The 19,830-nt window shown below is 32.7% G+C and carries 16 protein-coding genes and 2 tRNA genes; 6 read left to right on the top strand and 12 right to left on the bottom strand.

Annotated features, from left to right (window positions below):
* Positions 1 to 11 precede the first annotated feature (11 nt).
* Complete coding sequence (gene argS / locus P0R33_RS16100) at positions 12 to 1,790, bottom strand: arginine--tRNA ligase (RefSeq protein WP_276172205.1); 1,779 nt, start codon at positions 1,788 to 1,790, stop codon at positions 12 to 14.
* A gap of 334 nt (positions 1,791 to 2,124) precedes the next feature.
* Here argS and P0R33_RS16095 point away from each other — a divergent pair, with 334 nt between their 5' ends.
* A complete protein-coding gene (locus tag P0R33_RS16095; protein ID WP_276172204.1) occupies positions 2,125 to 4,545 on the top strand; it encodes a TonB-dependent receptor in 2,421 nt (806 codons plus the stop codon).
* 98 nt (positions 4,546 to 4,643) lie between these two features.
* On the opposite strand, the gene P0R33_RS16090 is transcribed toward P0R33_RS16095, so the two are convergent.
* The 3 genes from P0R33_RS16090 to P0R33_RS16080 form a co-directional block, all read right to left on the bottom strand.
* On the bottom strand, positions 4,644 to 5,315 hold the full coding sequence (locus tag P0R33_RS16090) for a copper homeostasis protein CutC (RefSeq protein WP_276172202.1): 672 nt from the start codon (positions 5,313 to 5,315) through the stop codon (positions 4,644 to 4,646).
* 181 nt (positions 5,316 to 5,496) lie between these two features.
* A complete protein-coding gene (locus P0R33_RS16085) occupies positions 5,497 to 5,820 on the bottom strand; it encodes a GIY-YIG nuclease family protein (RefSeq protein WP_276172200.1) in 324 nt (107 codons plus the stop codon).
* A gap of 267 nt (positions 5,821 to 6,087) precedes the next feature.
* Positions 6,088 to 7,095, bottom strand: coding sequence for a beta-ketoacyl-ACP synthase III (locus P0R33_RS16080; RefSeq protein WP_125722408.1), 1,008 nt, complete (start codon positions 7,093 to 7,095; stop codon positions 6,088 to 6,090).
* A gap of 261 nt (positions 7,096 to 7,356) precedes the next feature.
* Between P0R33_RS16080 and P0R33_RS16075 the strand changes: the two genes are divergently transcribed.
* Positions 7,357 to 9,768, top strand: a complete 2,412-nt coding sequence (locus P0R33_RS16075) for a prolyl oligopeptidase family serine peptidase (protein ID WP_276172198.1) — start codon at positions 7,357 to 7,359, stop codon at positions 9,766 to 9,768.
* Between the two features lie 88 nt (positions 9,769 to 9,856).
* Here P0R33_RS16075 and P0R33_RS16070 read toward each other — a convergent pair whose 3' ends face one another.
* The 3 genes from P0R33_RS16070 to P0R33_RS16060 all read right to left on the bottom strand — a co-directional run bounded on the left by P0R33_RS16070 (position 9,857) and on the right by P0R33_RS16060 (position 12,132).
* Positions 9,857 to 10,807 carry an ABC transporter ATP-binding protein gene (locus P0R33_RS16070; RefSeq protein ID WP_276172196.1) on the bottom strand — a complete coding sequence of 317 codons (951 nt, stop codon included), beginning with the start codon at positions 10,805 to 10,807 and terminating at the stop codon, positions 9,857 to 9,859.
* A gap of 106 nt (positions 10,808 to 10,913) precedes the next feature.
* On the bottom strand, positions 10,914 to 11,609 hold the full coding sequence (locus P0R33_RS16065) for an OmpA family protein (protein ID WP_276172194.1): 696 nt from the start codon (positions 11,607 to 11,609) through the stop codon (positions 10,914 to 10,916).
* Between the two features lie 19 nt (positions 11,610 to 11,628).
* A complete protein-coding gene (locus P0R33_RS16060) occupies positions 11,629 to 12,132 on the bottom strand; it encodes a lipocalin family protein (RefSeq protein ID WP_276172192.1) in 504 nt (167 codons plus the stop codon).
* A 201-nt stretch (positions 12,133 to 12,333) separates the two neighbouring features.
* Here P0R33_RS16060 and htpG point away from each other — a divergent pair, with 201 nt between their 5' ends.
* The 4 genes from htpG to P0R33_RS16040 all read left to right on the top strand — a co-directional run bounded on the left by htpG (position 12,334) and on the right by P0R33_RS16040 (position 17,471).
* On the top strand, positions 12,334 to 14,217 hold the full coding sequence (gene htpG, locus P0R33_RS16055) for a molecular chaperone HtpG (protein ID WP_276172190.1): 1,884 nt from the start codon (positions 12,334 to 12,336) through the stop codon (positions 14,215 to 14,217).
* 161 nt (positions 14,218 to 14,378) lie between these two features.
* Positions 14,379 to 15,644 carry a patatin-like phospholipase family protein gene (locus tag P0R33_RS16050; protein WP_276172188.1) on the top strand — a complete coding sequence of 422 codons (1,266 nt, stop codon included), beginning with the start codon at positions 14,379 to 14,381 and terminating at the stop codon, positions 15,642 to 15,644.
* A 123-nt stretch (positions 15,645 to 15,767) separates the two neighbouring features.
* Complete coding sequence (locus P0R33_RS16045) at positions 15,768 to 16,604, top strand: hypothetical protein (RefSeq protein ID WP_276172186.1); 837 nt, start codon at positions 15,768 to 15,770, stop codon at positions 16,602 to 16,604.
* A 132-nt stretch (positions 16,605 to 16,736) separates the two neighbouring features.
* The gene (locus P0R33_RS16040; RefSeq protein ID WP_276172184.1) at positions 16,737 to 17,471 is read left to right on the top strand and encodes a DUF4369 domain-containing protein; all 735 of its coding nucleotides are present in this window, start codon (positions 16,737 to 16,739) and stop codon (positions 17,469 to 17,471) included.
* Positions 17,472 to 17,543: 72 nt separating this feature from the next.
* Here the strand turns inward: P0R33_RS16040 and P0R33_RS16035 are convergent, their stop codons facing one another.
* The 5 genes from P0R33_RS16035 to P0R33_RS16015 form a co-directional block, all read right to left on the bottom strand.
* Positions 17,544 to 18,002: a DUF5362 family protein gene (locus tag P0R33_RS16035; RefSeq protein ID WP_276172182.1), complete on the bottom strand. Its 459-nt coding sequence runs from the start codon at positions 18,000 to 18,002 to the stop codon at positions 17,544 to 17,546.
* Positions 18,003 to 18,193: 191 nt separating this feature from the next.
* Positions 18,194 to 18,267: transfer RNA gene (locus P0R33_RS16030), tRNA-Thr, on the bottom strand.
* A gap of 104 nt (positions 18,268 to 18,371) precedes the next feature.
* Positions 18,372 to 18,445, bottom strand: a tRNA-Thr gene (locus P0R33_RS16025).
* A 76-nt stretch (positions 18,446 to 18,521) separates the two neighbouring features.
* On the bottom strand, positions 18,522 to 18,788 hold the full coding sequence (locus P0R33_RS16020) for a hypothetical protein (protein WP_012022371.1): 267 nt from the start codon (positions 18,786 to 18,788) through the stop codon (positions 18,522 to 18,524).
* A 56-nt stretch (positions 18,789 to 18,844) separates the two neighbouring features.
* Positions 18,845 to 19,813, bottom strand: a complete 969-nt coding sequence (locus P0R33_RS16015) for a type I phosphomannose isomerase catalytic subunit (RefSeq protein ID WP_276172180.1) — start codon at positions 19,811 to 19,813, stop codon at positions 18,845 to 18,847.
* Positions 19,814 to 19,830: the final 17 nt, after the last annotated feature.

Here is a 19,830-nt window from a genome sequence, read left to right as displayed (position 1 = left end):
CTTACAAAAAATTACATTCTTTCAGGAACTTCAATTCCTAACAATTCGAATGCTGATTTTATTATCTCTGCTACTTTTTGAGAAAGCTGTACTCTAAATATTTTTTTAGTTAAATCGGCTTCTCCTAAAATATGAACAGATTGATAGAATGAATTGTATTCTTTTACCAGATCGTAAGTATAATTGGCAATCAAAGCTGGGCTATGATTTTGTGCCGCGTTCTGAATTATTTCTGGAAAAAGTTCGATTTGTTTTACCAATTCTTTTTCTTTTTCGTGCAATTCTTCAATTTGAATCTCAGCCGCAAAATCAAAATCGGCTTTACGGATTATCGATTGAATTCTGGCATAAGTATATTGAATAAACGGACCTGTATTTCCTGCAAAATCAACAGATTCCGCTGGATTAAACAAAATACGTTTTTTAGGATCTACTTTTAAAATGTAATATTTTAAAGCTCCAAGACCAATTGTTTTATACAGTTTTGCTTTTTCTTCATCAGAATAGTAATCAAGCTTTCCTAAATCTTCTGAGATTTGCTTTGCTGTATCTGTCATATCTTGCATCAAATCATCTGCATCTACAACGGTTCCTTCACGGCTTTTCATTTTTCCAGAAGGCAAATCTACCATCCCATATGACAAATGATATAAGCTTGAAGCCCAATCAAAACCTAATTTTTTTAAGATCAAGAATAATACTTTGAAGTGATAATCTTGCTCGTTTCCAACTGTGTAAACCATTCCGCCAACATCTGGCATATCTTTTACACGCTGAATTGCGGTTCCAATATCTTGCGTCATGTAAACTGCGGTTCCATCAGAACGTAAAACGATTTTACGATCTAAACCTTCATCAGTCAAATCAATCCAAACAGAACCGTCTGGATCTTTTTCGAAAACACCTTTATCTAATCCAACTTGAACAACATCTTTTCCTAATAAATAGGTGTTGCTTTCGTAGTAATATTTATCAAAATTTACACCAAGATTTGTGTAAGTGGTTGCGAAACCTTCATAAACCCATTCGTTCATTTTTTTCCAAAGCTCAATTACTTTTTCATCACCAGCTTCCCATTTCTTCAGCATGTCTTGCGCTTCAATTATAATTGGCGCTTGTTTTTTAGCTTCTTCTTCTGTTTTACCTGTTTCGATTAAAGCGTTGATTTCATTTTTGTAAGCTTTATCAAACTCCACATAATATTTACCAACCAATTTATCTCCTTTTAAACCAGAAGTTTCTGGAGTTTCTCCGTTTCCAAATTTTTCCCAAGCCAACATCGATTTACAGATATGAATTCCACGATCGTTGATAATTTGAGTTTTGTATACTTTTTTGCCTGAAGCTTTTAGAATTTCCGCAACAGAATATCCTAACAAATTGTTACGGACGTGACCTAAGTGTAAAGGTTTATTGGTGTTTGGAGAAGAATATTCTACCATTACCGCTTTTTCATCTGGGTTTGGAGTTACATATCCAAATTTCTTGTTATCTCTAATTCCGTTAAAGAAATTTACATAATAACTATCTGAAATTACAATATTCAAAAAGCCTGAAACTACATTAAAGCGAGCAACTTCAGAAACATTTTCAACTAGATAATTTCCAATTTTGTTTCCTAATTCAGCTGGATTACTTTTAATTACTTTCAACAATGGAAAAATAACCATTGTAATATCTCCTTCAAACTCTTTTCTGGTAGTTTGAAATTCGATTTTATCAACAGTAACATCAAATAATGCTTGTATTGCTTTTTGTATAGAAGGTGTAAGAATTTGTGGTAATGACATGTAAACTTATTTTAAAGTGAGCAAAGATACTGCTTATTCATCAATTAGAGAAAATCAAAAACATATTAAATTCAGGAAAAGGATTAGAATTTAATAAAAAAGCAGTTTTTTGAATTGTTAAAATTATCAAAAAACTAAAAGCTTAATCTCCTACAAAACAAGGGATGTGAAAAATTTCGAAATATTTTTTTGCAATTTGTTGTAACATATTAAACACAAAAGAGTCTTAATAGAGACTTCAAATTTATTTCTGGAGTTAAAAAAAAAAGAAAAAACAAAAATAAGTAACTAACACAATCATCATCAATCAAATCAAAAATAATCAGTAAAAATCATGAAATTAAAAATCTTTCTGTTTGCGTTATTGGGGGTAATCGCAACAGCACAAGCCCAGAATACAGGAAATGTATCTGGGAAAATTACAGAGAAATCAAACGGAATGCCTGTTTCTTATGCAACAGTTTCTCTTAAAGAAAATGGAAAAGTAGTCTCTGGAGTTAATACAGACGATAATGGAGATTTTTCATTTAAAAATATAGCTTTAAAAAGTTATACTATCGAAATTCAATATATTGGTTTTAGAAAATATGTTGGTTCTGTTCTTTTGAGCGAAAACAAAAAGTCTGCTACTGTTAATGTTTCTTTAGAAGAAGAAGCTACACAATTAAAAGGTGTAAATATTATTGCTGAACGTTCTACTATCGAACAAAAAATTGACAGAAAAGTAGTTACGGTTGGTAAAGACTTGACAACTGCTGGAGCTTCGGCATCGGATATTATGAACAATATTCCTTCTGTGAATGTAGATCAGGACGGAAAACTTTCGCTTCGCGGGAATGATAATGTTCGTGTATTAATTGACGGACGTCCATCGAACATTGATCCTGCACAATTGTTAAAACAAATTCCGTCAACTTCTATCAAAAAAATTGAGTTGATTACAAATCCAAGTGCAAAATATAACCCAGAAGGAATGTCTGGAATTATCAATATTATTTTGCATAAAAACGCTAACACTGGTTTTAACGGAACTTACAGCGGCGGAATCACTTTTGGTGAAACTGCAAAATACAATCAGTCTTTAGATTTAAATTATAAAACTGGAAAAGTAAATTTCTTTGGAAATGTAGGACAGAACTTTGGAACGTATTATAACGACGGTTTCATTAGAAGATTTGATCAAGATATTGTTCAGAAAATTGATGTAATGAACGATAATGATTCTTATTTATATAAGATTGGAATGGATTTTTTAATCGACGATCACAATACATTATCGATTTACACAAATCAGAATAAATCTAACGGAAAAGGTTTTGTAGATACAGATATCGATTATAATAACGTAACTAATTCTGATATTTCAAATATCTTTCAGAAATCAAGATATTGGGGGCCAGATCAAGTTGGAACTTATAATTTGGCTTACAAACACATTTTCAAAAAAGAAGGACATACTTTAGATTTTGAAGGAAATTATAGTGATAATAAAGAATCTCAACATGCTTCTTTTGATACCGAAACAACAAAGACAGACAACACAAGTTCTGATATTTTGTATAATGATTTCTTGAAAGGCACTCGAAAACTAACAACATTAAATGTTGATTATGTTAATCCATTAAACGAAAAAACAACTCTTGAAGCTGGTGCTGAAGCTAGAATTACAAGAACCGGAAATGATTACACAACAGGAAACCCGTTACTTCCAGTTGCAGACAGAACTTCACATTACACGTATGATACTGACATTTATTCTGCTTATGTAACATTTGGACAGAAATTCAAAAAACTAAGCTACCAAGTGGGAGCTCGTTTTGAAAGCTATAAAGTTCAAGCTAATTTAAATTATGGCCAAACGATGTTTGATGACGATTATATCACTTTGTATCCATCAGCTTATTTAACGTACAACATAACAGAGAAAAACACTTTACAGTTTAGCTACAGCCGTCGTGTCGACCGTCCGAGTTTAGAGCAGACAAAACCTATTCGTGAGTTTGCAACTCCTTTAGTTACATCTTTAGGAAATCCAGAATTAAGACCGCAGTTTACCAATTCTGTAGAAGTGAATTATACTAAAACATTAGAAAAAGGAAGCTTTACAGCTGGTGTTTTTGTGAGAAGTATTAACGACCAGATTAGCAGAATTCTATACCCAGATCCAGCAGATCCAAGCAAAGAAAAACAGATCATGTCTTTTACAAACTACGATCATAATACTGCTTACGGATTTGAAGCTTCATTTAACTATAAAATTACAAAATGGTGGGATATTCAGCCATCTATTGATTTTTCAAGCATTAATCAGCAAGGTATTGTTTTTCAGTATAATGCTGCTGATAATAGCAGTAATCCTATTGAAAGAAAAATTACTGTCGCTGCTTTCAACGGACGTATGAACTCTAACTTCAAAGCCAACAAACGTTTAAGCTTCTTATTATTCGGATTTTACAGAGGCGCAGTTGATGGACTTCAAAACAATAGTCACGAAATGTATAAAATGGATATTGGTTCGCGCTACACTTTGTTAGACAATAAAATGAACATCAGCGTACGTTTTAATGACGTTTTCAAAACTATGAAATATGCTTTTGACACACAATATCCTTATCCTCAAGCAGGTCAGTTTACTTGGGAAAGCCAAACAGTTTATGTAGGTTTAACGTATAACTTTGGCGGTGGAAAAATCAAAAACTTACAGCGTAAACAAAGAGATGATAATACGAATAAAGACGGAGGCGGAATGTTCTAATCGTCTTATTGCAAGATTTTTTTAAATAATTTTAGAATAATTTTTTGTAGAAAAAAAGTCTGGAGATGCCAACTCCAGACTTTTTTTATTTATAAAACTTATAGAAAATTACGTATTTCTTTTATTTCTTCAGGATTTGCAATTTCTGTATCGTTTGTTATAGCTGATGAATGATAAAAAGTCAAGTCTAATTTTTCTTGAAGCAATTTTACATTTGAAGATCTCAAACCGCCGCCTGGCATAATTTCAATGCGATCTCCAGCTAATTCCTGGAGTCTTTCCAAAGCTAAAATTCCTTCTTCAACATTTACACCTTGACCAGAAGTCAAAATCGTTTTGAAACCACAATCTATAATAGTTTCAAGTGATTTCTCCGGATTTTTAACAACATCAAAAGCGCGGTGGAAAGTACAAGACAAAGGGTGCGCTAAATGCACCAACTCTTTGTTTTGCTTTTTATTTACTTTTCCATTTTCTTTTAAGATTCCGAAAACAAAACCATCAACCCCCAATTTTTTAAATTGTTTAATGTCTTGTTTCATTTCTGTAAGTTCTTCATCAGAATAAACAAAATCACCTCCTCGAGGTCTTATAATGACATGCATTTTTATATTTAAACTTTCACGGACTTTCAATACCAAAATTGAGTTTGGAGTAGTTCCTCCCAGTTTCATATTTTCGCATAGCTCAATTCTGTCCGCGCCATTTGCTTGAGCAATTAATGCCGATTCATAATTAAAACAAGCTATTTCTAGTTGATTTTTTTTCATTAGTATTTTTATTAAATAGTGCTTCTACTTCATCCGGCTTAACAAACCAAAGAAATTTTGCTCAATTTATGTCACCCTGAGCGAAGTCGAAGGGCGCTCCTACTGGAATCTGAGCTTCCACTCCGCACAGCTTGACACTTCGTATGTGTTCTACTGAACAAAATTGAAGGCTAATTTACTACTAAACGTTCTTTTTATAAAAATTTTTATGACTTGTTTCATTTAAGCATTCTGAGAGTTTCTTCAAATCTTCCCATTTATCTTTTATTATAGCTTCTTTCTTTTTTCTACTCCAACCTTTTACTTGCTTTTCAAATGCTATGGCTTGGACAACATCATTAAAATCTGAACAAAATACTAACTCTAAAGGTCTTTTATTAAATGTATAGCTTTCTTTATTTAAACCATAATTGTGTTCATTTATTCTTCTATTTATATCATTTGTCATTCCTGTGTAATAACTTCCATCAGAGCATTTCAAAATATAGACATAATATGTTTTCATAATTTTTAGCAAAAAAATAAAAGTAAGAATTTTAATTCAAAAACTAAATAAAAAGAGTGTGCCAATTGGAATGGGCTTCGACTTCGCTCAGCCTGACAAACAGAAATCACTCAAATATAATCGCCAAAGTTTTGTCTCCCTGAGCGAAGTCGAAGGGCGCGCCAATTGGAACTTGGGCTTCGACTTCGCTCAGCCTGACATATTAATAAAAAAAACCTGCTCCAAAATGAAGCAGGTTTTAAAAAATATAATGTAAGATGAATTATTTTACCATTTGATAATAGCACTTGCCCAAGTAAATCCACTTCCGAAAGCTGCTAAAACTACAGTATCGCCAGATTTGATTTTTCCTTGTTCCCAAGCTTCTGTTAAAGCAATCGGAATAGATGCTGCTGTAGTATTTCCGTATTTCTGAATATTATTATGAACCTGATCATCTGTCAATTTGAATTTGTTTTGAATGAATTGTGAAATTCTCAAATTCGCTTGATGCGGAATCAGCATATCAATATCTGAAACTTGAAGACCATTTGCCTCTAATCCTTCGTTGATTACTTCTGCAAAACGAACAACAGCATTTTTGAATACAAATTGCCCATTCATATAAGGATAATAACTTTCATCATTCGGATCATTATCTGCAATAATATCTGTTACCCAACGAGCTCCCATTCCAGGCGCTTGCAGAGCTAATTCTTCAGCGTGTTCTCCTTCAGAATGCAAATGTGTTGAAAGAATTCCTTTTGTTACATCTTCTTCACGACTTAAAACAGCCGCTCCTGCTCCATCTCCAAAAATTACTGAAACTCCGCGTCCGCGAGTTGTCATGTCTAATCCTGTAGAATGAACTTCTGAACCAATTACCAAAATATTTTTATACATTCCGGTTTTTATATATTGATCTGCTACAGAAATTGCGTAAACAAATCCTGAACATTGATTTCTAACATCTAAAGCTCCGACCGTTCTAAGACCTAAATCTCTCTGAACCAAAACTCCAGGCCCTGGAAAATAATAATCTGGACTTAATGTAGCAAAAACTACAAAATCAATATCTTCTTTGGCAACGCCAGAACGCTCGATTGCAATTTTAGCTGCTTTCACTCCCATTGAAGTTGTGGTGTCTTCTCCACGAATAATGTGTCTTCTCTCCTGAATTCCAGTTCTTTCCTGAATCCATTCGTCATTAGTATCCATTATCTTAGACAAATCATCGTTAGTCACCACATTTGAAGGAACATAATATCCTAAACCAGCTATTTTTGAATGATACATATTCTATTATTATTTATTAAAAATTGGAATGCAAATTTACGCATACTTTAAAATATACGTATACAAAATACTATTTTTTTCGTAATTGACAATTTAATATAGTTTAATAATATAGCCAGATACAATCATTTACTTCTTGAAAAGACAATTTTCTGTTACAAAAACTGAAAAAAATTAAAAATCAGACTTAAAATGTAACAAGATGAAAGTATCTTAGTCAAACATTTTGAATCCCATTTATAAACCACTAAAATTCAAACTATGAAATTAAAGGTTACGCTGTTGTTATTTTTAAACATAAGCTTCTTCTCTTATGCTCAAGAGAATTTAACTTATCAAAAACCTTCAAAATCTATTTTAGATTTAGCAGATTACCAAAGACCTCCTTCTGTATCTATGGATACAAAAAAGGAAAACATGCTTTTAACTTATCGAAATACATATAAAACGCTTGACGATTTAAATCAGGATGAAGTTCGTTTAGCAGGTTTGAGAATCAACCCTGTAACTAATATTTCGAGTACAGTAACATATGTAACCAATCTTAAACTTAGAAAAATTAGCGGTAAAGAAGAAGTTCAGGTAAAAGGTCTTCCTGAAAATCCTAAAATCGCCAACATTCTTTGGTCGCCAAATGATAAAAAAATCCTTTTTTCTCACACTGCCGCTTCTGGAGTAGAACTATGGGTTTTAGATGTAGCATCGGCACAAGCTACAAAACTTACAGAGGCGAATGTAAATGCGAATCTTGGAAATCCGTTTAGCTGGTTTTTAGACAATGAAACTATTTTAGTCAAAATGCTTCCAAAAAACAGACCAGCACTTTTAGATTCAAAAAAAGATTTGCCAACTGGTCCAATTATTTCGAACACTTCTGGAGAAAAATCGCAAAACAGAACGTATCCGGATATGTTGAAAAACAAAAATGATGAAGCTAATTTTGAAAACAGCATAACTTCTGAATTATATAAAGTGAAATTAAATGGCGATGCCGTTTTGTTTAAAGAAGCAGCCATGTTTGCTGGTGAAAGAATTTCTCCTGATGGAAATTACATCATGCTAACTACAATTCAGAAACCATTTTCTTATGTAGTTCCTTTAAATAGATTTCCATCTAAAACAGTTGTGTATTCTACAAACGGTAAAGAAATTAAAACTGTAAATGAAGTTCCGTTAAACGAAATTATGCCAAAAGGGTTTATGGCTGTTCGTAAAGGAAAAAGAGAAATGGCTTGGAGAAACGACAAACCGGCAACGTTATCTTATGTTGTAGCTTTGGATGAAGGAGATCCAGCTAAAAAAGTAGATTTTAGAGACGAAGTTTATCTTTGGGACGCTCCTTTTGACAAAAATGCTTCATCAATGGTAAAACTTCCACAACGTTTTAGCGACATTATTTGGGGGAATGATAATCTGGCGGTAGTATCAGACGAATGGTATGATACTAGAAACACAAAATCTTATTTGATAAATCCATCAAATCCGAGTCAGCAATCAAAACTAATTACAGATCGAAATTCACAAGATGTTTACTCGGATCCTGGAACTTTTGAAACAAAGAAAAATGCTTACAATAAGTATGTTTTGGCCGTAGAAAAAAATAATCTCTATAGAATTGGAGAAGGTTATACAAAAAACGGTCAGTTTCCTTTTATTGATGAATTTAATCTAGAAACTTTAAAATCAAAACGAATTTATACTTCTCCTTACAAAGACAAAAAAGAAGATATTTATGAAATTGAAGATTTTAAATCTGGCAAAATCTTAGTTCAGATTCAATCTAAAACCGAATATCCAAACTACTATTTTAGAAATATAAAAAAACAAAACAGCTTAACGCCAATTACAGATTTTAAAAATCCGTTTGAAAGCATCAAAGATGTTAGTAAAGAAGTCATAAAGTACAAACGTAAAGATGGTTTAGAACTTTCAGGAACGTTATATCTTCCTGCTGGTTACGACAAAACTAAAAAAGAAAAACTTCCTTTATTGATTTGGGCTTATCCAGCAGAATATAAAGACAGAAATAGTGCTTCACAATCGACTCAAAATTCAAACGAATTTACGTTTCCTTATTATGGATCTTTCGTGTATTGGGTAACAAAAGGATATGTGGTTTTAGATGATGCCGCTTTCCCAATTATTGGAGAAGGAACAACGGAGCCAAATGACAACTTTATTTCTCAATTGGTTGACAATGCCGCTGCTGCAATTGATGCTGTTGATGCTTTAGGATATATTAACCGTAAAAAAGTAGCCGTTGGAGGTCATTCTTATGGAGCTTTTATGACTGCCAATTTATTAACTCACTCTAATCTTTTTGCATGCGGAATTGCAAGAAGTGGTGCTTATAATAGAACTTTAACTCCATTCGGATTTCAAACTGAGCAAAGAAATTACTGGGAAGTTCCGGAAGTATACAACACCATGTCTCCTTTTATGAACGCCGATAAAATGAAAACTCCTATTTTATTAGTTCATGGCGAAGCAGATAACAATCCTGGAACTTTTACTTTACAGACAGAAAGATATTTCCAAGCTTTAAAAGGATTAGGAGCGCCAGCAAGAATGGTTATTCTTCCAAAAGAATCTCATGGTTATGCGGCCAAAGAAAATATTCTTCACTTACTTTGGGAACAAGATCAGTTTTTAGAGAAGTATTTGAAAAATTAATTTCTTAAAAAATCGTAAAATAAAAACCCGACAAATTTTAAAGTTTGTCGGGTTTTTATTTAATATCAAAAAATTATCAATTATCTAATTATAAATAATTTAAAACTAAAAACACTTCTTGTTCCAGCGGCAAATCGATTTCACTTTCAAAGAAAATCAATTGCCTTTTATGAACGGTTTCAATTAAAAAATGACTTCCTCTAAAATAAGTTCTTCTAATTTTCACCTTCAATCTAGATTCTGAAACCATTTTAAACTGATGCGGATAAACTAATGTTTTATGCGTTTCATCTTCATAAGGAAGCAACAAATGCGTTGCCACTTCATTGACTTCACCAAACAGAGAAGCCACATATTTTATCTGCGGATCTTCGTATATCTTAGTCGGATTATCTTTTTTGATCACTTCTCCATGTCGCATTACAATTGCTTCGTCGGCAAAAGACAAAGCGTCTGTGCTATCGTGTGTTGCAATAATACAAGTAATTCCTTTTTGTTTTAAATAACGGAATAAGTTACGGCGTAAAGCATTTTTTCTAAAAGCATCAATTTGACTAAACGGCTCGTCTAGCAAAATAACTTCTGGTTCTAAAGCCAAAACTCTTACCAAGGCAACTCTTTGCTGTTGTCCTCCACTTAAGAATTTAGTTTTTACATTAGAAAATTGCTCCATTTCAACCATTTCCAATAATTCCTGAACACGAAGTTTTTTCATATTGGCAAAACCATTGGAAAGGAATTTTCCAACGTTTTCTGCCACAGTTTCATATGGAGACAAATCAAAATCCTGAGCCAAATATTTCATATACGGCATTCCGGGAATCAAATTAAACTTTGGTCCCAGAATAGGTTTATCATTATAAAATATTTTCCCTTCGTCAAGATCATACAAACCATAAATAAGTTTTAGCAGTGTACTTTTACCGCAACCGCTTTCTCCTATAATAGCAATATTATCACCTTTGTTAATGGTAAAAGAGACGTTTTTGATAACTGGCGTATCGGTATATGAAAAAGATATATTTTGAATGTCAAGCATGAGTTGTAATATGAGAGGTCAAATTTACAATGTTTAATTTCTAATGTCAAAAAAAAGCTGCTTCAATTATGAAACAGCTTTTTTTATATTTTATTTTGTTTTGAAATTATTTTCCAGCTTCTGCTTTAGCGTCATTTACCATTTTGTCGTTTGCAGTAATTGAGAATTCCACACGACGGTTTTGCGCTCTTCCTTCTGGAGTATCATTTGTAGCAATCGGATCTGCAATTCCTAAACCTGAAGTTTTGAAACGGCTAGATTTTAATCCTTTAGCAACTAAATAAGCTTGCACAGAAGCAGCTCTTTGTCCAGAAAGTGTTAAGTTGTACTCTGGTTTTCCTGTATTATCAGTATATCCAAAAATCTGAATATCAGTATCTCCGTACTCATTAAATACTGGAACCAATTTATCTAAATTAGCTTTTGCTGTAGAAGTCAAAGTAGATTTGTTTGTATCAAAACGAACTGAGTTTTCATTCAAAGTTAAGTGAATACCTTCTCCAACTCTTTCTACAGAAGCACCTGGTAAAGCTTGATCGATTTCACGAGCCTGTTTATCCATTTTGTTTCCAATTAAAGCTCCAGTTCCACCACCTACAGCAGCTCCAATTGCAGCTCCTAAAGCAGCGTTTCCGCCTTTTCCTAAATTATTTCCTAATACAGCTCCGATAACACCTCCAGCAACTGCGCCAATTCCGGCACCTTTTTGTGTGTTATTTGCATTTTTTACTGAATCACAACTAGTAAAAAAACTAGCAATAACCATTAAACTACTTAATCCTAAAACTGTTATCTTTTTCATATTCTTATATCTTTAAATATTAATTGGCTCTTTGAAATTGGTACGTCACATCTTTAACCTGACCTCCAACATTTATGTTATCAATTAACTGAAACGAACTTTCAGTCACACTTCCAACTTTAAGCAAGTAACCATCTCTTACTTTTTTAGCCTTTTCTCCTGCGTCAAGAATTTTAAGCACAAACATACCTTGATTGTTGATGCTCCAAACAATTGGCGAAGAAAATGCAGTACAGCTTGGCGATGTTAAAGCCATATTCCCTTTGTTGTTATTTGAAATAAAACTCCAGTTACTTCCAATAAAACATTTTGAATCTGCCAAATCAAATGAATTTACTTTAATATAATCAGATCCAGGATAAGTTACGTTAGTAAGTACCCAATTTCCTTTTAAAGCTACTTGAGTTTTCTTGTCAAGTTTAGTAGAAAGTGTAGTGGCTTCTGAAGAAGCTGCTGTTGACGAAGCTGATTTACACGCAAAAAACATCGTGGCAATCAGACAAATAAAAAATATTTTCTTCATTTTGCTTATTTTTTTAAGTTAATACTTACGCATTTAACAATTATTATACCACAAATATACGATTCGAAAGAATAAGTTCGGTTTTAGAATATGATTATTTTCTTTCAAAATTAACATTTAAGACATTTTGTCACCCTAAAAACAATTGGTATTCTATTTGAATAAATGAAAATCATCACATTAAATAAAAAATTAAAAAATATGGCAACAGGTAAAATTAATGTTTCGGTAGAAAACATTTTTCCCTTAATTAAAAAGTTCTTATACAGCGACCACGAAATTTTCTTGCGCGAGCTTGTTTCTAACGGTACTGATGCTACTTTAAAATTAAAACATCTTATCAGTATTGGCGAAGCTAAAGTAGAATACGGAAACCCAATTATTGAAGTTAAAGTGGATAAAGAAAGTAAAAAAATCCACATTATCGATCAAGGTTTAGGTATGACGGCTGATGAAGTTGAAAAATACATCAATCAGGTTGCTTTTTCTGGAGCTGAAGAATTTTTAGATAAATACAAAGATTCTGCTAAAGATTCTGGAATTATCGGTCACTTTGGTCTTGGTTTCTATTCTGCTTTTATGGTAGCTGAAAAAGTAGAAATCATTACAAAATCATATAAAGACGAACCAGCTGCACATTGGACATGCGACGGAAGTCCTGAATTTACTTTAGAACCTGCTGACAAAACTTCACGCGGAACTGAAATCATTCTTCATATTGCTGAAGATTCTTTAGAATTTTTAGACGATTCTAAAATTAGTGGTTTATTGAATAAGTATAATAAATTTATGCCTATTCCAATTAAATTCGGAACAAGAACAGAAACACTTCCAAAACCGGAAGATGCTCAAGAAGATTACGTGAATGAAACTGTTGAAGTTGACAATTTCATCAACAATCCAAATCCAGCTTGGACAAAACAACCTTCTGAATTATCTGATGAAGATTACAAAAATTTCTATAGAGAATTGTATCCAATGCAGTTCGAAGATCCTTTGTTTCACATTCACTTAAATGTAGATTACCCATTCAACTTAACTGGAATTTTGTATTTCCCAAAATTGGGTAGTGATATGCAGATTCAGAAAGATAAAATTCAATTGTACCAAAACCAAGTTTACGTTACAGACAACGTAGAAGGAATCGTACCTGAATTCTTGACAATGTTAAAAGGTGTTATCGATTCTCCAGATATTCCATTAAACGTTTCTCGTTCTGGATTGCAAGCGGATGGTGCGGTTAAGAAAATCTCTAACTACATTACTCGTAAAGTTGCAGATAAACTAAAAGCGTTATTTAACGAAAATCGCGCAGATTTTGAAGAAAAATGGAATGATATTAAAATCGTTTTAGAGTACGGAATGCTTTCTGAAGATAAATTCTATGAAAAAGCAGGTGCGTTTGTTTTGTACCCAACGGTAGATAATACTTATTTCACTTTAGAAGAATTAAAAGAAAAACTAAAAGAAAACCAAACTGACAAAGACGGAAAATTGGTTGTTCTTTATGCAGGAAATAAAGATGCACAGCACTCTTATATTGAAGCCGCAAAAGATAAAGGTTACGAAGTATTGCTTTTAGATTCTCCGATTATTTCGCATTTAATTCAGAAAATTGAAAATGATAATACAGGATTAACTTTTGTACGTGTAGATTCTGATCACATTGATAATCTGATTAAGAAAGATGAAAACACAATTTCTAAATTATCTGAAGAAGAAAAAGCAACTTTAAAAACTTCGTTAGAAGCTTATATTCCAAAAGCTTACAGCGTTCAGTTAGAAGCTATGGATTCTCAAGCAGCTCCATTTATTATTACTCAACCAGAATTTATGCGAAGAATGAAGGAAATGAGCCAAACTGGCGGTGGCGGAATGTTCGGAATGGGAAATATGCCAGAAATGTACAATTTGGTAGTAAATACAAATTCTGATTTGGCTTCAAATATCTTGAATACCGAAGACAAAACACATCAAGAGCATTTGGTAAAACAAGCTTTAGATTTAGCTAAATTATCTCAAAACCTATTAAAAGGTGAAGCGCTTACTGCTTTTGTAAAAAGAAGTTTTGAAATGATCAAATAATCATTCGTAAAGAATACTTGAGAAAATCCTGCAAATTAAGTTTTGCAGGATTTTTTTTTGACTAAAAATACCCTTCAAAAAAGGGCAATTCTCCCCTTTTCTCAGAAACAGTCTTTGCATAATTTTGAAAACCAACCAATTACAATAAAAACCTAGAAGTCATGGATAAAAGAAAGTTTACAGAAAACGGAACAGTTCTAGCAATTATAAAAGAGTTAAAGGAGCAGATTAAAGACAAAAAATTCTCAGATATTACAGATAAAAACAATTATCAATATGTTGATCTCGTGCAAGAAGGCGGAGGCGTACTCGGAATTGCTTTAATAGGATATGTATATGTTTTAGAAAAAATGGGAATACGATTTTTGAGTTTAGCAGGCACATCTGCAGGGAGCATCAATACAATGTTGATGGCAGCAGCAGGAACTTGTGATATCGAAAAATCAGAATGGATTTTGGATTGTTTATGCAACAAAAACTTATACGATTTTGTTGACGGTGATCGTGATGCGAGAGAATTTATTGATGCATTATTGAGCGATGCAGGAAATTTAAAATTAATAATTAAAGGAACTCAGGTTATTGACAATTTTAAAGACGATTTAGGATTGAATCCCGGAAATAATTTCCACCAATGGATGACTAATTTACTTTCTCAAAAAGGAATAAAAAATTATGCTGATCTAAAAGCTTTAAGAGAAAAAGGAATTGCTGACGACAACCAATTATTTCGAATAAACAAAGTTAATTTTGGAGACAAAGAAAAATACAACAGAATTGATCACTGGAGTAATTTAGCCATAATTGCTGCAGATATTACTACCGAAAGCAAAATTGTATTCCCGAAAATGATGGATTTGTTTTACGCCAATCCGAATGTTCAAAATCCAGCTGATTTTGTTCGAGCATCAATGTCTATTCCATTATTTTTTAGTCCGTTTAAAATCAAAAACATTCCGAGTGGCGTTGAATCTTGGAATAAATGGAACGAAGCAACTTGCTTAAGAACTTCAGTTCCTTCGGAAGTAATGTTTATGGATGGCGGAATTATTTCTAATTTCCCGATAGATATTTTTCACGAAAACTTAAATGTTCCCGCTTCTCCTACTTTCGGAATTAAATTGGGCTACGATAAAAATGAAATCAATAAAAATGAAAAATTCTCGAATTTAATAAGTTCTATGTTTGACACCGCGAGGTATGGTTACGATTCTGAATTTCTAAGAAAAAATCCCGATTTTAAAAATTTAATAGGATATATTGATACCGGAAGCCATAATTGGCTGAATTTCAATCTTACCGACGACGCCAAAATCGATCTTTTTATTCGAGGAGCACAAAATGCTTCCGACTTTCTAAACCGTTTTAATTGGGAAGAATACAAAAAAATAAGAAAAGCCAAAAGCGATTATTACAAATCTGTTTGATTATAATTTTTTCTTCAAAAATTCGTTATAACATCCTGTAACTAACCATTACAGGATTTTCTATTGTAATTCATTTTTTTATTACATTTGATTGCCTTATTTATCTAACTAAAAAATACCACTATGAAAAAAACTGCTATTTTACTTTCAACTATTTGTGCTACAGCATTCCTGTATGTTTCTTGCTCAAGTAGTGATGATAGTGACAACAACAACTCTTCAACAGATTTAACAAACGTTGCGGCATCACTTGCCGTAGATGCATCGACAGCTATGGATGTTAACACAGGCCTTTTGGTTACTGCCAACTCGACAACTACTGCAAAAACCGCCGAAACACAGCCAGGAATTTGCGCCGCAATTACGGTTACAACTCCAGCAGGAACAGCTTATCCAAAAGTTTTTCTATTAGATTTTGGAACAACAGGCTGTAAAGACGAAACTCTAACCAGAAAAGGAAAGCTTAAAATCACTCTTACGGCACCAGTTACTACAACTGGCAGCAAAATGACTATTGAAAGAATAGATTATTACATCAATAACCTAAAACTGGAAGGAACGATTGAATACACAAATACAACAAGCACACCTTCTGTACCGCAATGGACAAGAAAAGTAACCAACGGAAAATTAACAGATTTACAAGGCGGAGTTTATACTAATTCTGGAATTTACACAACAAAACAAACTGCTGGTGTTGACACTCCTTTGGTTTTATCTGACAATGTTTACGAAATTCCAGAAGGAACACAAACGATTACTTCTCCATCAGGAACCACACTTACTTTATCGGTAACAGAAACATTAACCAAAAAATACTCTTGCACTTTTATTTCTAAAGGAAAATTAAAAATTCAAGGCGGAATTATAAATGGTATAATAGATTATGGAAATAACGACTGTGATGCCATCTACACCTATACTCACGAAAACGGTTTGGTATTCAGTTTATCAATGTAAAACCTTTTATAACATTATTTTAAATCCCAATTTAGAAATAGATTGGGATTTATTTTTTTTTATAAAAATAAAACTTCAGGCTCATTACATTTAAACTATTTTCTTTATTTTGCACCAAAATCTAAGAAACCAATGAAAAAAACATTAATTGCTTTTGCTACTCTTGCCTTACTTGCATCTTGCAGCAAAAAAGAAACTACTGACGGTTTACATCTGACAGGAAATATAAAAGGATTAAAGAACGGAACTTTATATATTCAAAGAATTGTTGACACATCGCTTGTTGCAATAGACAGCATTAAAATAGACGGAAATGCTTCTTTTGAAAGAGATATTAAATTAGAATCGCCAGAGGTATTGTATTTATTTTTAGATCGTGGTGTAACAAATTCTTTAGATAACAATATTTTATTTTTTGCTGAACCAGGAAACATGAATATTGACACCAATTTAGATAATTTCATTGCAAGTGCAAAAATCACTGGATCAAAAAACCAAGAATTATACGAGCAATATCAGAAAATAAACTCACGCTTTGTAGAAGAAAACCTTTCTTTGGTTGAGCCTCGTTTCAAAGCAATAAAAAGACAAGACCAAAAAGCATTAGATAGCCTAACTAAAGAAGGAGAATCTAATATTAAAAGAAAATATCTATACGCTACAAACTTTGCATTAAACAACAAAGATCACGAAGTAGCTCCTTATATTGCTCTAGCTGAAATTTATGACATCAACATTAAATTTCTTGATACTATTCAGAAATCTATGACGCCCAAAGTAGCAAAATCGCTTTACGGAAAGAAACTGACTAAATATGTTGAGGATTTGAAAAAACAACAGCAAACGCCAGCACAAACTGCAGAATAGTATTTCGCATATATATATCAACAAAAAGGCTCTGAAAATTCAGAGCCTTTTTTTATATGCAAATGTAAAGTTTTATCTCCCCATTATACCTGCAATAATTGCAAACACAAAGAAAAGTGCATAAAATGCAAGTAAAACGACCATTAAAACCCCAATAAATTTATAGTGCGATTTTAGATATCCTAATGAATCTGTAAGGGCACCAGAATCATTATCTCTAAACGCTTTTTTTGTATTTGAACTAAATTTGTACAAATAGTAAATTGGAAAGAAATAAAGAGCCGCCATTAATAAGTAAATGAAAGTCATCATTGCTCCAAATGAACTACCATAAACTCCCATTCCTGGCACAGTACTTCCGATTGTAGAAAAAATTGCGCCTGCAAAAATGGCAATTAAAACTAAAAATCCTAGTCCAATAAACCCTAGTATAGACAAGAAATAAGCCCATTTAGCTGTTTCTTTTAAAAAGTCTTTTGCAGCGCTGTCTAACTGCAATTCAAATTTTTCAAATGCTGAAGTTTCTTCCATCGATTATAATGTTTTTAGGTTATCTAACAAACATAGGAAAAACATTTCTAAAAAACATTAAATTAAATTAACAAAAAAGAAATTCTAAATTTGGATTCCTAAGAAAAAATGAAACTTCAAACATGAAACCTGAAATCTAAAATTTCAATTTTAGGCAAAAAAAAACCACTCACAAAGTGAATGGTTTTTTGAGCCGATAGAGGGACTCGAACCCACGACCTGCTGATTACAAATCAGCTGCTCTAGCCAGCTGAGCTACATCGGCGTTATTTCGGGTGCAAATATAAAATTGTTTTTTGATATTACAAAATAAATCTGCCTCTCATTTTTAAGTAAAAAACCATCACATTTCTGTGATGGTTTCCGTTGAGCCGATAGAGGGACTCGAACCCACGACCTGCTGATTACAAATCAGCTGCTCTAGCCAGCTGAGCTACATCGGCCTCAATACGGGTGCAAATATAAAGCGGTTTTTCAATTTCCCAAAATAAATTTGCACTTTTTTACACTTTTTTTTGCTTATAAAGCGTTGATTTTTTCAATCAATTGATTAGCAGTTTGTTCTAATTCAACATTGATTTGTTTGAAGTGTGCTTTTTTATTTTCAACGTTCTTTGCGTTCACTTTTGTAATCAAAGTATCGAATGCAGCAATAGCTTCATCGATCAAAGCATTCGTTTCTGGAGTTGGATTTCCTGTTGTTGACATCTCAAACAAGTAAACTGCCTCAATAATATCTCCTAATACGAAGTTGATGTCTTTCTTTAAATTCTTAACGTTTGCCATTTTATTATAATTTTAATTTGCGTCTGCAAAAGTACATATTATCTTTAGATTATGTGTTAAGAAATGTAAATTTCTAAAATTGAAGCTTTTCCGTTCAAATTAAATGCATTTATCGCAGCAGGAACCAAAACGGTATCGCCTTTTTTGTACGCTTGTTTAAATCCATCATATTCGATTTCAAAGTCACCTTCAATACACATATATACTGTAAATGTTTCCCCAGTTTTAGAAACTTCTAACTTATTTTCTAAAGGAAGAAAGTTAGTTGTAAAATACGGACAATCTACAATTGTGTTTGAAGTATTTACTTTTGAGTCGTACTTTTTCTGTGTATCTACTTTATTATAGTTAATTGCATCTAATGCAAGATCTACGTGAAGTTCTCTTTTGTTTCCGTTTGCATCTACACGATCAAAATCGTATAATCTATAGGTAATATCAGAAGTTTGTTGAATTTCGGCAACAACTAATCCAGCGCCAATTGCGTGAACAGTTCCTGTTTCTAAGAAGAAAACATCGCCTGGTTTCGCTTTTACATCATCTAAGATTGAAACCAAAGTATTGTCGTGCAAATGTTTTAAATATTCTTCTTTATTAGAATCTTCTTTAAAACCAACAATAATTCTCGCATCTGCATCTGCCTGAGTTACGTACCACATTTCTGTTTTTCCGAATGAATTGTGGCGTTCTTTTGCTAATTTATCGTTTGGGTGAACTTGAATCGAAAGATCTTCTCTTGCATCCAAGTATTTGAAAAGTAATGGAAATTGTTTTCCGAAACGCTCGTAAACTTTAGTTCCTAAAATAGCCTCTGGCGTTTCATTAATCAAATCCATTAAAGATTTTCCTTTTAAATCGCCATTTGCAACCACACTTACATCTCCTTCTACGGTAGATAATTCCCAGCTTTCGCCTGTAATTTTCGAAACAATTGGTTTGTTTAGAATTGTTTTTAGTTTTTCTCCTCCCCAGATTCTTTCTTTCAAAATCGGTTCAAATTGCAAAGGGTATAAATTTTGGCTCATGTTTTAGGCTAATATTT

The organism is Flavobacterium sp. YJ01 (assembly GCF_029320955.1).
In the GTDB taxonomy this organism is placed as follows: Bacteria; Bacteroidota; Bacteroidia; order Flavobacteriales; family Flavobacteriaceae; genus Flavobacterium.
This window is presented reverse-complemented; position numbering and strand designations above follow the sequence as displayed.

What these genes read in the sequence shown, in the direction of transcription:
- argS (WP_276172205.1), bottom strand. Translation starts at nt 1,790, where the DNA reads ATGTCATTACCACAAATTCTTACACCTTCTATACAAAAAGCAATACAA.
- P0R33_RS16095 (WP_276172204.1), top strand. Translation starts at nt 2,125, where the DNA reads ATGAAATTAAAAATCTTTCTGTTTGCGTTATTGGGGGTAATCGCAACA.
- P0R33_RS16090 (WP_276172202.1), bottom strand. Translation starts at nt 5,315, where the DNA reads ATGAAAAAAAATCAACTAGAAATAGCTTGTTTTAATTATGAATCGGCA.
- P0R33_RS16085 (WP_276172200.1), bottom strand. Translation starts at nt 5,820, where the DNA reads ATGAAAACATATTATGTCTATATTTTGAAATGCTCTGATGGAAGTTAT.
- P0R33_RS16080 (WP_125722408.1), bottom strand. Translation starts at nt 7,095, where the DNA reads ATGTATCATTCAAAAATAGCTGGTTTAGGATATTATGTTCCTTCAAAT.
- P0R33_RS16075 (WP_276172198.1), top strand. Translation starts at nt 7,357, where the DNA reads ATGAAATTAAAGGTTACGCTGTTGTTATTTTTAAACATAAGCTTCTTC.
- P0R33_RS16070 (WP_276172196.1), bottom strand. Translation starts at nt 10,807, where the DNA reads ATGCTTGACATTCAAAATATATCTTTTTCATATACCGATACGCCAGTT.
- P0R33_RS16065 (WP_276172194.1), bottom strand. Translation starts at nt 11,609, where the DNA reads ATGAAAAAGATAACAGTTTTAGGATTAAGTAGTTTAATGGTTATTGCT.
- P0R33_RS16060 (WP_276172192.1), bottom strand. Translation starts at nt 12,132, where the DNA reads ATGAAGAAAATATTTTTTATTTGTCTGATTGCCACGATGTTTTTTGCG.
- htpG (WP_276172190.1), top strand. Translation starts at nt 12,334, where the DNA reads ATGGCAACAGGTAAAATTAATGTTTCGGTAGAAAACATTTTTCCCTTA.
- P0R33_RS16050 (WP_276172188.1), top strand. Translation starts at nt 14,379, where the DNA reads ATGGATAAAAGAAAGTTTACAGAAAACGGAACAGTTCTAGCAATTATA.
- P0R33_RS16045 (WP_276172186.1), top strand. Translation starts at nt 15,768, where the DNA reads ATGAAAAAAACTGCTATTTTACTTTCAACTATTTGTGCTACAGCATTC.
- P0R33_RS16040 (WP_276172184.1), top strand. Translation starts at nt 16,737, where the DNA reads ATGAAAAAAACATTAATTGCTTTTGCTACTCTTGCCTTACTTGCATCT.
- P0R33_RS16035 (WP_276172182.1), bottom strand. Translation starts at nt 18,002, where the DNA reads ATGGAAGAAACTTCAGCATTTGAAAAATTTGAATTGCAGTTAGACAGC.
- P0R33_RS16020 (WP_012022371.1), bottom strand. Translation starts at nt 18,788, where the DNA reads ATGGCAAACGTTAAGAATTTAAAGAAAGACATCAACTTCGTATTAGGA.
- P0R33_RS16015 (WP_276172180.1), bottom strand. Translation starts at nt 19,813, where the DNA reads ATGAGCCAAAATTTATACCCTTTGCAATTTGAACCGATTTTGAAAGAA.